At 44.3% G+C, this 10,794-nt stretch carries 9 protein-coding genes; all 9 read left to right on the top strand.

The window, feature by feature from the left end; genetic code table 11:
* The first annotated feature begins 414 nt into the window (after positions 1 to 414).
* The 9 genes from ACFPOH_RS08385 (at position 415) to ACFPOH_RS08345 (ending at position 10,476) form a co-directional block, all read left to right on the top strand.
* On the top strand, positions 415 to 1,587 hold the full coding sequence (locus ACFPOH_RS08385; protein ID WP_390309394.1) for an acyl-CoA dehydrogenase family protein: 1,173 nt from the start codon (positions 415 to 417) through the stop codon (positions 1,585 to 1,587).
* A gap of 28 nt (positions 1,588 to 1,615) precedes the next feature.
* Positions 1,616 to 2,497, top strand: a complete 882-nt coding sequence (locus ACFPOH_RS08380; RefSeq protein WP_342580891.1) for a transporter substrate-binding domain-containing protein — start codon at positions 1,616 to 1,618, stop codon at positions 2,495 to 2,497.
* A gap of 65 nt (positions 2,498 to 2,562) precedes the next feature.
* Positions 2,563 to 3,279, top strand: a complete 717-nt coding sequence (locus ACFPOH_RS08375; RefSeq protein ID WP_342470356.1) for an amino acid ABC transporter permease — start codon at positions 2,563 to 2,565, stop codon at positions 3,277 to 3,279.
* Positions 3,280 to 3,293: 14 nt separating this feature from the next.
* Positions 3,294 to 3,998 carry an amino acid ABC transporter permease gene (locus ACFPOH_RS08370; protein WP_390309393.1) on the top strand — a complete coding sequence of 235 codons (705 nt, stop codon included), beginning with the start codon at positions 3,294 to 3,296 and terminating at the stop codon, positions 3,996 to 3,998.
* Positions 3,999 to 4,010: 12 nt separating this feature from the next.
* On the top strand, positions 4,011 to 4,766 hold the full coding sequence (locus ACFPOH_RS08365) for an amino acid ABC transporter ATP-binding protein (RefSeq protein ID WP_342470354.1): 756 nt from the start codon (positions 4,011 to 4,013) through the stop codon (positions 4,764 to 4,766).
* A 240-nt stretch (positions 4,767 to 5,006) separates the two neighbouring features.
* Positions 5,007 to 5,996: a FecCD family ABC transporter permease gene (locus tag ACFPOH_RS08360; protein ID WP_342580893.1), complete on the top strand. Its 990-nt coding sequence runs from the start codon at positions 5,007 to 5,009 to the stop codon at positions 5,994 to 5,996.
* A 15-nt stretch (positions 5,997 to 6,011) separates the two neighbouring features.
* Positions 6,012 to 7,478: an adenosylcobinamide amidohydrolase gene (locus ACFPOH_RS08355; RefSeq protein WP_390309392.1), complete on the top strand. Its 1,467-nt coding sequence runs from the start codon at positions 6,012 to 6,014 to the stop codon at positions 7,476 to 7,478.
* The gene (locus ACFPOH_RS08350) at positions 7,475 to 8,035 is read left to right on the top strand and encodes a cob(I)yrinic acid a,c-diamide adenosyltransferase (protein ID WP_342470351.1); all 561 of its coding nucleotides are present in this window, start codon (positions 7,475 to 7,477) and stop codon (positions 8,033 to 8,035) included. Before ACFPOH_RS08355 ends, ACFPOH_RS08350 begins: the two co-directional genes overlap by 4 nt.
* A gap of 281 nt (positions 8,036 to 8,316) precedes the next feature.
* Positions 8,317 to 10,476: a (Fe-S)-binding protein gene (locus ACFPOH_RS08345; protein WP_342580895.1), complete on the top strand. Its 2,160-nt coding sequence runs from the start codon at positions 8,317 to 8,319 to the stop codon at positions 10,474 to 10,476.
* The last annotated feature ends 318 nt before the right edge of the window (positions 10,477 to 10,794 follow it).

The raw sequence follows: 10,794 nt of genomic DNA, 5'->3' as shown, positions 1-10,794 counted from the left end.
GGGTTGGAAAGTCTTGAAGCTCGTTATGAAAACTTGCGTCAATTATCTTAATTGAACCGCCGTATACGGAACCGTACGTACGGTGGTGTGAGAGGACGGGAGTTAATCGCTCCCTCCTACTCGATCTTATAATTCTTATTAAAATTATAAGGTTTATATTGACAAGGAAAATGCGGTCCAGTAAAATGATAAACAATTCCAACCTATAAAGTTGGTATTTAGTTGGCAGAGGAAAATTTTCCCGTCTTATCACGAAAAAATAGGTTTTTTCGAGAAAAACAATTCCAACTAAAAAACTCAGAATATGTTATTGACTAATAAAGTCGAAAAATGTAGAATCATATCATAGTAATTTAATCATATTTATTGGATTAGTTAAATTCCTTTTCTTATTGAAAGGTTGTGAAAATTTCCGTGAAAGAACTATTTATCAAAACGGAAGAACAACGGAAATGGTTGGAAAAATTGAAAACATTGGAGCTGCCTATTAAAGAACGCGCCCAAGTAAACGATGAACAATCGCTTTTCCCCCATGACAATATAAACAAATTGCGTGAAATTGGTTATACAAAAGTGACGCTCCCAAAAGAATATGGCGGTGATGGATTCAACATTTATGATGCCATCTTACTGCAAGAAACCTTGGGCACTTATGATGGAAGCACAGCCCTTTCCATCGGTTGGACGCTGCTTACGGTAGGGGATGTTTACGAAACGAAAAGCTGGCCAAAAGAGAAACTGGATGAATTTGCGGAAGCTGTGGCAAAAGGGGCGATCATCAACAAAATCGTCAGCGAAGTCATCACAGGGAGCCCGATCCGCGGAGGACGTCCCGGAACGAGCGCTGTGAAAAAGGGCAATAAGTGGGTCATCAACGGCCGCAAAGCCTATGCCACTTGTTCGCCGGAATTGGATTATTTTTTGGTGACCGCTTGGATTCCGGAGATTGAAAGCACCGGAAACTTTTTAATCCATAAAGATGCAGCAGGGCTATCCATCGAGGAAACATGGGATACCGTTGCCATGAAAGCGACGGGAAGCCATGATTTGGTATTGGAAAATGTGGAAGTGGATGAATCCGACCTGGTGGAAATTCCGAATTACCAAACGGGATTTAAATTGAATGGCTGGTTGTTGATCATTCCGGCAACTTATCTCGGCATCGCCCAGGCGGCCCGCGACTATGCGGTGGAATTTGCCAACCAACATTCGCCAAACAGCATTCAAGGAACCATTGCCACTTTGCCGAATGTGCAATCACTTATCGGGGAAATCGATTTGCTTCTTGCACAAGCACGCTTCACCCTTTACGGCGCAGCCCAAAGCTATATCGAATTAATCAACAAAGGAAATCTTGCTGCACAAGAGGCGGGCAACATCGTCAATGCGGTGAATGTTGCCAAATATACGGTAACCAATAATGCGATTGCCATCGTCGACAAAGCGATGAGAGTTGTGGGGGCAAAAAGCTTGCAGCGCAACAATCCGTTGCAGCGCTATTATCGCGATGTCCGCGCAGGTCTTCATAATCCGCCTATGGATGATTTGACAATAAAAAAATTGGCGGAATCAGCATTAAAATTATAAATTTAATCATAATTAGGAGGAATCAACAATGAAGTTGAAAAAATTATTGAAATTAGGGGCTATCGGTTTACTTGCGGCTTCACTGGCTGCCTGCGGAGGAGAAGATGCTTCCGATTCGGAAAATAAAAAAGCGGAAGAATCCGGTTCAGATGTGAAAAAAGTAAAAGTGGCCTATGCAATTTCCTGGAAGCCGATTACATACCAAGATGAAAAAGGCAATCCTGCCGGCTATGAATTGGATATGTTGAGACTAGTGGATGAAAAACTGGAAGACTATGAATTTGAATATATCGGAACAACAGATGACGATCTACTCATCGGGGTCGAACAAGGCAAATATGATTTGGGTGTCAAAAACATTTTCTATACGGATGAAAGAGCGGAAAAATACATTTTCCCTAAAGAATTTACAGGACTCAGCAGCGTTGGTCTATTGTTGAAAAAAGAAAATGCCAATATTAAAGATTTATCCGATTTTGCAGCTGCCGGTTTGGAACTTGCGCCGATTGCCGCCAATAATGCCCAATACACAGTGGTGGCGAAATACAACGAAGAACATCCTGACAATCCAGTGAAATTGGTGGCAGGCGATACGTTTGCTGTGGATGTTGTGCAATGGGTGAATGAAGGACGTGCAGATGGCGGAATTGCTTTGGAGCCGGTGGTCGACAAACAAATAAACGATCCGGAAGGTCCATATCATAATTTGAAAGATGAATTGGTATATAACGAATTTACAGTGATTAAAACTTGGACGCTGTTTAACAAAAACCAACAAGAATTGGCAAATGCTTTTGATGAAGCGGTAAAAGAAATCAAACAAACGGATGCACTCAATAAATTGATGGTAAAACATTATGGCCGCGACTTATTTGAAGTGCTGAAAAAAGTGGAAGCTGAGTCTAAATAACTCGTGATGGGCTGTTGGGTAGATCACCTTACAGCCTTATTTTTTAAGTCGATAGGGGTGAAAGGATGTTTTTTGAAAAGTACTTTGATATCGATTATTTATGGGGAGCTTTTCCTCAACTCTTGCCCTACTTGAAAATCACTTTTGCGGTGGCGGGATTGGCGGTGCTATTTGGCACTTTGCTCGGTTTGTTGCTGGCCTTTATGAAAATGGGGAAAAGCAAAATGTTGCAGATCGTTGCCCATGGTTATACAACGGTTATGCGTTGCACCCCTTCCATCGTGCTGTTGTTCCTTGTTTACTACGGTGTTCCTTTCTTATCGGAAGCATTGTTTCACATTCATTTGCAGGATATTTACACAGGGGTGTTTGTTGTCATCACATTCTCCCTGCAATTTGCGGCGATGATGTCGGAAGTGATCCGTTCCGCCATCCTGGCCATTGATAAAGGACAGTTTGAAGCGGCAGTAAGTGTGGGGTTAACGCCTTGGCAAGCTTACAGACGGATCATCTTCCCCCAAGCTTTTGTCGTAGCCCTTCCAAACTTCGGAAATGGCCTCATTGCCATCTTGCAAGAAGGGGCATTGGCGTATACCATCGGATTCATCGATATTGTGGGGAAAGCGAATCTCATTATTTCCAGCAACTTCAATTCCCATGCACTGGAAATTTACATCGCTTTAGCCGTCATTTATTGGGTGATTTCGATCGTCATTGAAAAAGTATTTGACCTTTTAGAAAAAGCGTTCAGCAAAGGTTCGCGTTCAATTAAAGCATCGTAGGAGGTGGAGAGCGGATGCTGGATATGGAATTTCTCGTTGATACATTTTTTGTTGCCTTGTCCGGGGTGCCAGTGGCATTGCTTGTGACCATTGTTTCCTTGTTGATTGCATTGCCGGTGGGATTTTTGCTTGCATTGACGAGAATCAATAAGATTCCCGTTTTGAATCAGCTGGCAAAAATCTATGTTTCTTTCGTCCGGGGCACGCCTGTGATTATACAAATCTTTGTTTTATATAGCTTTATTCCGATTGTTTTAAATATGACCTTTGAAAAATACGGCATCGATTATGAAGTGTATAAGATTCATCCAATCTGGTATGCCTTCGTGATTTTCGCTTTCAATAAATCCGCCGTACTAATAGAAGTGTTCCGCTCCGCATTATCGACGGTGGAGAAGGGGCAATTGGAAGCGGCGTATTCAGTGGGGCTCACGACAGCCCAGGCATACCGGAGAATCATCATCCCCCAGGCTCTTGTCTCCGCATTGCCGAATCTTGCGACAACGACAGTAAACTTGATTAAAGCTACCTCATTGGGGTATGCCATTTCCTTGCAGGAGATCACGTTAAAGGCAAAAGTGGCGGCCAACTTCGGCTATAACTATTTGGAAGCATACATCGACATTTTCATCGTCTATTTGATCCTTTGTATTGCCGTTGAACAATTGTTCAAGTATTTAGAAAAACGATTGAGCCGATACAAAGTGGCAAGCGTTTAAAGGAGGCACAATATGCTGGAAATTAGAGGAATCCATAAATCCTTTGGAAAAAACGAAATATTAAAAGGGGTAGATTTGACGATCAATAAAGGGGACGTGGTCGTCATCCTTGGCCCGAGCGGTTCCGGGAAAACGACGCTGCTCAGATGCATCAACTTTTTGGAAAGAGCGGATCAGGGAACGGCAAAATACGGGGATCTGGAAGTGGATTTGAAACATGCGAAGAAAAAAGAAGTGCAAGAGGTGCGGAAAAAAACGGCTTTCGTCTTCCAAAACTACAATTTATTCAATAATAAAACGGCCATTGAAAATGTCATGGAAGGATTGGTCGTTGCCCGCAAAGTGCCGAAACAACAAGCGCGGGAAATGGCGAAAAAAGCATTGGATAAAGTGGGGTTATCCGATAAATACGACTATTATCCAAGCCAGCTGTCAGGAGGCCAGCAACAACGGGTCGGAATCGCCCGTGCCGTTGCGTTGAACCCGGACATCATCCTATTTGACGAGCCGACTTCCGCCCTTGACCCGGAACTTGTTGGAGAAGTGCTGAATACGATGAAGGAAATTGCAAAAGAAGGCACGACGATGCTTGTTGTGACCCACGAAATGGGCTTTGCCAAAGATGTGGCGAACAAGGTGATTTTCATGGACGGCGGAGTGATTGTGGAAGAAGGGACGCCTCATGACATCTTTGTTGCGCCGAAAGAGGCCAGAACGAAACAATTCTTGCGCCGCGTATTGCCAGGTTCCTTCGATTATGAAATCTAAAGGAGAAACGCCCTCAATTGGAAGTTTTGAGGGCGTTTTTTCTTATTTTTCATATTCAACCTATGATTTGATTGGGAATTCGCTATAATAAAAAATATTGAACATTTTGAAACATTATGTAGTCAGAAAAAAGGGTTGCATTTCTCGTTGGTTGCGGGAGATGTTTATTTTTAATGAAGAGTTCAATGGAGGAAATATGGAAACTTTTCTTAACTATTTGAAGTGGGCAGAGGATGTGGAATGAAGAAAAAGATGTTTCTCGCATATGGTTCCACTTTTCTTCTATTATTGGTGAGCATCTGGCTTGGCATATCGGTTGGCACTGTCGACATTCCCTTTTCCGCTTTATGGGATCAAGAAAGCAATCCCAGAGCTTACAGCATTTTATGGAATATCCGCATGCCCCGCGTGATGCTTGCCGGGCTTGTCGGCGCGTCCCTTGCCATTGCCGGGGCAGCCTTCCAGGGATTGTTAAGAAATCCGTTGGCGGATCCGTATACGATCGGCGTTTCATCGGGTGCTTCGGTCGGGGCAATCTCCACGATTTTTTTCGGCATCTCCTTGCCGATGCTCGGTTCCTATACCCTCGCCATGTTTGGGATACTTGGGGCCTTTATCACACTGTTGGTCGTCATCGCTTTTGCGCGCCTTGTCGATAAATCGATGAAAATGGAAACCCTGATATTGACGGGAGTCATTTTCAGCTCCTTTTTGTCCTCCTGCATTTCCTTATTGACCGCCTTGTCCCATGAAGAATTGAAGGCCGTTGTGGGCTGGCTGCTTGGAAGTGTGGCCATGCGCGGGTGGTCTTATGTATACATACTCGTTCCTTTTTTGATTCTCGGTTCGGCGATTTTATGGTTCAACCGGAGAGAATTGAACGTGATGATGTATGGAGATGAGCGGGCGACTTCCCTAGGCGTGAATGTCGTCCGGAGAAAATATGCCGTGCTGATTGGCGGATCCGTGTTGACGGGAGCCGCTGTCAGCGTTTCGGGAACAATCGGGTTTGTCGGTTTGGTGGTGCCGCACATCACCCGGATGGTTTGGGGAACGGATCACCGCCATCTGTTGCCGCTATCGTTTTTGAATGGCGCGACATTGTTGATTGTCTGCGATTTGGTGTCCCGGACCATTGTGGCGCCGCAGGAATTGCCGATCGGCGTGGTCACCGCCTTTATCGGTGCACCGGTGTTTGCTTATATATTCTTTAAACAGCGACGAAAGTAGTGAGGGGGGATACGGGTGCTGAAGGTAGAACATATTTCCGGCGGCTATCATCAAACCCCGATTATTCATGATGTGTCCTTTCAAGTGAATCAAGGGGAGTTCCTCGGCATACTGGGTCCGAACGGGTGTGGGAAGTCCACTCTGATCAAAATGATCAGCGGCATTTTGAAACCATCTTCAGGAACGGTCGCCATTGATGATGTGTCCATCGAAAAGCTTTCTTCCCGGGAACTGGCGAAAAAGATGACGGTGTTGCCGCAAATACAAAGCAACGCCTTTTCGACGACCGTCCGGGAAACCGTTGAAATCGGCCGTTATCCTCATCAGTCCGGATTTTTCTCCAGCTGGTCGGAGGAGGACGAAAAAGCGGTCCAAAAAGCGATGGAACTGACGGATGTATTGAAATATGCAGATAAGAATTTGGAGTTTTTATCCGGCGGGGAAAGGCAGCGGGTGTTCATTGCCCAGGCTTTGGCCCAATCTTCCCGGCTGCTCATATTGGATGAACCGACAAACCACCTGGATATCGCCCACCAAAAACAAATATTGGATATGATTCGCCGGGAAGTGACGGAAAATGGATTGACCGTTGTTGCGGTTTTTCATGATATCAATTTGGCGTCCCTCTATTGCGACCATTTGCTATTGATGGAAGCGGGAAGGGTAAGGGCATATGGCGAGCCCCATGAAGTCATTATTGATCGGCAAATCATGGAAGTGTATGATGCGCGCATATCAACGCAAGCCCATCCGGAGAAGCCGAAACCGCAAATGTCCATTTTGCCGGATTTTGATGAACAGACGAAGGAAAAAATGGTTTCTTTATCCAATATACAAAAGGGTGATGATTACATCGCCTTCATTGCGGATTTTCCTTTAAAAGTGCTGTCTTCCGCGGTGCATAATGCCGGTCTTGGATGGTACAGGGCATTCATCAATCGGACGGTTCCGCCCGAGTACGATATCGAAAATGTAAAAAATGAATTTCTGCATTATATCGTTCATCATGGGTTTTCCCCGACGAATACAGTGGGAATGATGACGGCGGTGGATACGAAAAAAGCGGTGATGAAAGAATACCCTGCATCTTTCGGAAGCTTGATCGTCATTGTGACGGCCGGCGTGGGCAATGCCATCGATGTTTCCCATGCATACGAACGGAAGGCATTTCAACCTATCGGCACCATCAATACATGGGTGGTCATCAATGGGAAATTGTCCGATGAAGCCTTCGTGCAGGGGATGATGACCGCAACGGAAGCGAAATCGAAAGCCCTTCAATCTGAAAATGTCATGGATAAATTATCGAACACCATTGCCACAGGAACACCGACGGACAGTCTCCTTATTGCCGCAACGCAACAGGGGGAATATATGCAATATGCGGGACCTCTTACAGAAGTCGGAAAAATGATCGGCAAAGGGGTTTATGAAGCGACGGTGGAAGCCATTCAAATTTACAAAAGGGAGATGGAACAATGAAAATTTACACGAAAACAGGGGATCAAGGAAAAACGAGTTTGATTGGAGGACGTGTTTCCAAAGATCATCTCCGGGTGGAAGCTTATGGAACAATCGATGAATTGAATTCCTTTATTGGAAAAGCGGTGACGGAATTGGATCCCGGCAAATTCAAAGATATCCTCGGAGATCTTGAAACAATCCAACATGAACTTTTTGATTGCGGCGGAGATTTGGCCAACGTGATGAAAGAGAGAAAGTATAAATTGCAGGAAGCTTCTGTGGAGGCGCTGGAAAAACGCATCGATGCGCTTTCCGAAGAATTGCCGCCTTTGAAGCGTTTCATATTGCCGGGAGGGTCACCGGCAGCAGCGACGCTCCATATTGCGCGCACGGTGACGAGACGGGCTGAGCGCCAAGTGGTGAAGTTGATGAATGAGGAAGAAGAAGTGCCAGGAGTGATTCAAAAATATTTAAACCGTCTATCGGACTACTTTTTTGTGGCCGCCCGTGCCGTGAATTTCCGGTTGAACGTGAATGATGTGGAGTATATCCGGGGCGGAGACGTGTTTAGATGATACTGAGAAAGAAAATCCGGGCATTCTTTGGTGTGAATTTGCCCGGATTTTTCTCATTTACGCGCGAATATCGGTGATTTTTGCTGTTTCTTTAATGAACCTTCCAGATTTATCATATGTAATTAATATAAATTTTATAGTATGATAATTTCAAACAGCGAAAAATTTAGAAATTTTCGAATAGTTGTTGACTGAATGCTCATTCATATTTTAAAATGAAGCATATAAACGGATAAAGTAAGAGGGATGTGTTCAAGCAATAATACTAGGGGGGAGTAGAAATGAATGGTCTATTGCTGGCGAACTTGATATTATTCATCGCCGTTGTCGTGTATGCGGTTTCTTTGTTTGCATATGCAGTAATTACGAGATTACAATATATCAAGCTCGGAAAACCGGAAGAGTTGAATTTGAGTTTTAAAGATCGATTCGAAAATTTCTGGGTCAATGTGCTTGGACAAAACAAGTTGTTCAAAGATCGTAAAAGCGGTATCATGCACCTTGTTTTGTTTTATGCATTCTTTATCATTCAGTTGGGATTAATTGAATTAATTATAAAAGGTTATGTTCCAGGCTATACATTCCCTCTGGGCAGTTTTCATGAATTTTTCACTTTCATGCAAGAGTGGACCATGTTTTTCATGCTATGTGCGTTGATTTACGCCGCTTATCGCCGTTATGGCGAAAAGCTCACGCGCTTGCAATGGAAACGGGATAAGAAAGCCGCTTTCGTCTATATTGCACTGATCACATTATGTATTTCCATTTTCCTTGCTTTGGGCTTTGAAACGGTGGCCCATGGAGATGAACCGAACTTTGTGATTGCTCCGTTTTCAGGTTTCATTGCGCTGATTTTTGGCGGCTTGAGCCCGGATGTGGCGAATGCGCTCTTTTATGCATTCTGGTGGGTGCATATGCTTGCGGTGTTCACATTCCTGGTATTTGTGCCCCAATCCAAGCAATTCCATGAAGTGTTTGTCACAATCGGCGCCTTCTTTAAAAGAGCCGGAAAAGCGGGCCGTCTTCGCAAAATCGACTTTGAAGCGGAAGAAGAAGCGGAATCCTTCGGGGTTGGAAAAATTCAAGATTTTACCCGCATTCAATTGTTGGATTTATATTCTTGCGTGGAGTGCGGACGCTGTACGAATATGTGCCCGGCAACCGGCACAGGAAAAATGCTTTCGCCAATGGATCTGATCGTCAAATTGCGTGACCATTTGACTTATACCGGTGCGGTGGTGACGAAGAAAAAGCCATGGGTGCCGACATTTGTTTGGAATCAGACAAAAGGGAACCAATTGGCTATGGCGGCAGGCGCGGAAGGTGCAAACATTGAAGAAATCTATTCGCCTTCTTTGATCGGCGATGTCATTACAGAAGAAGAAATTTGGGCTTGCACAACTTGCCGGAACTGTGAAGATCAATGTCCGGTCATGAACGAGCATGTGGATAAAATTATCGATTTGCGCCGTTATTTAACGATGACGGAAGGAAGAATCAATCCGGATGCCCAACGCGCATTGAACAATATTGAACGCCAAGGAAATCCATGGGGTCTGAACCGCAAAGAAAAGGAAAACTGGCGCGATCTTGATCCGACAGTCCATATTCCGACAGTCAAAGAAGCCAAAAAATCCGGTGAAGGTTTCGAATATTTATTCTGGGTCGGTTCCATGGGTTCATTCGACAACCGTTCACAAAAAATCGCGTTATCTTTTGCCCGCCTATTAAATGCGGCAGGCGTGAAGTTTGCCATTTTGGGTAACAAAGAGAAAAACTCCGGCGATACGCCAAGACGCCTTGGAAACGAATTCTTATTCCAAGAATTGGCGCAAGAAAACATCAGCGAATTCGAAAAATATGACGTGAAAAAGATCGTGACCATCGATCCGCACGCATACAACATTTTCAAAAACGAGTACAAAGATTTCGGATGGGAAGGGGAAGTGTACCACCATACGGAATTGTTGTACAAGTTGATCCAAGAAGGAAAATTGGTGTTGAACCACCGTGTGGATGAAACGATCGTCTTCCATGATTCCTGCTATTTGGGCCGCTACAACAACGTGTATGATGCACCGCGGGAAATTTTAAAATCCATTCCTGGCGTGCAGTTGGTTGAAATGGAACGCAACCGCGAAACAGCGATGTGCTGCGGTGCCGGTGGAGGACTCATGTGGATGGAAGACCGTGTGGGTAACCGCATCAATGTGGCCCGTACGGAACAGGCCCTTGCCACAAACGCATCCGTCATTTCAGCGGGATGCCCGTACTGCTTGACGATGCTTACAGACGGTACGAAAGCAAAAGAAGTGGAAGATCAAGTGAAAACATATGATGTGTGCGAATTGTTGGAACGCTCTGTTTTTGGCGAAAGAGTGAAAGAAGAAGCAGCAGAAGAAACAGTTGCTGTGGAGGAAGAAACTGTAGAATTGCAATAAGCGGTAAGAGTGGATGGAGGAAACGGAAGATTTCCCCATTCGCTCTTTTCAAATGAAACTGGACGATGCGTTTTTTTGCATAGGGTGAGGATCAAAGTTGACTTTCTGCAACAATAGTCAGCGGAAATGGGAATAATATACTAAAATAATAAATTGTTTGAAAAATAAGAAAAATAGAATTGCTAATCTTCTATAATTTCAGTAAAATAGAAAGGAAGGCAACGAAAAGGAGTTCTAAACGGCTCCGTTTTTTCTTAAATTAATACCGAGCGAGCGTTCACTCGATTAATTATTTATTTTCTCTTTTTTGTAATTTAT

The organism is Ureibacillus suwonensis (genome assembly GCF_042655065.1).
GTDB lineage: Bacteria > Bacillota > Bacilli > Bacillales_A > Planococcaceae > Ureibacillus > Ureibacillus suwonensis.
This window is presented reverse-complemented; position numbering and strand designations above follow the sequence as displayed.

Excerpts from the sequence above, each read along its gene's own strand:
- ACFPOH_RS08345 (WP_342580895.1), top strand. The coding sequence starts at position 8,317 with ATGAATGGTCTATTGCTGGCGAACTTGATATTATTCATCGCCGTTGTC.
- ACFPOH_RS08350 (WP_342470351.1), top strand. The coding sequence starts at position 7,475 with ATGAAAATTTACACGAAAACAGGGGATCAAGGAAAAACGAGTTTGATT.
- ACFPOH_RS08365 (WP_342470354.1), top strand. The coding sequence starts at position 4,011 with ATGCTGGAAATTAGAGGAATCCATAAATCCTTTGGAAAAAACGAAATA.
- ACFPOH_RS08360 (WP_342580893.1), top strand. The coding sequence starts at position 5,007 with ATGAAGAAAAAGATGTTTCTCGCATATGGTTCCACTTTTCTTCTATTA.
- ACFPOH_RS08380 (WP_342580891.1), top strand. The coding sequence starts at position 1,616 with ATGAAGTTGAAAAAATTATTGAAATTAGGGGCTATCGGTTTACTTGCG.
- ACFPOH_RS08370 (WP_390309393.1), top strand. The coding sequence starts at position 3,294 with ATGCTGGATATGGAATTTCTCGTTGATACATTTTTTGTTGCCTTGTCC.
- ACFPOH_RS08375 (WP_342470356.1), top strand. The coding sequence starts at position 2,563 with ATGTTTTTTGAAAAGTACTTTGATATCGATTATTTATGGGGAGCTTTT.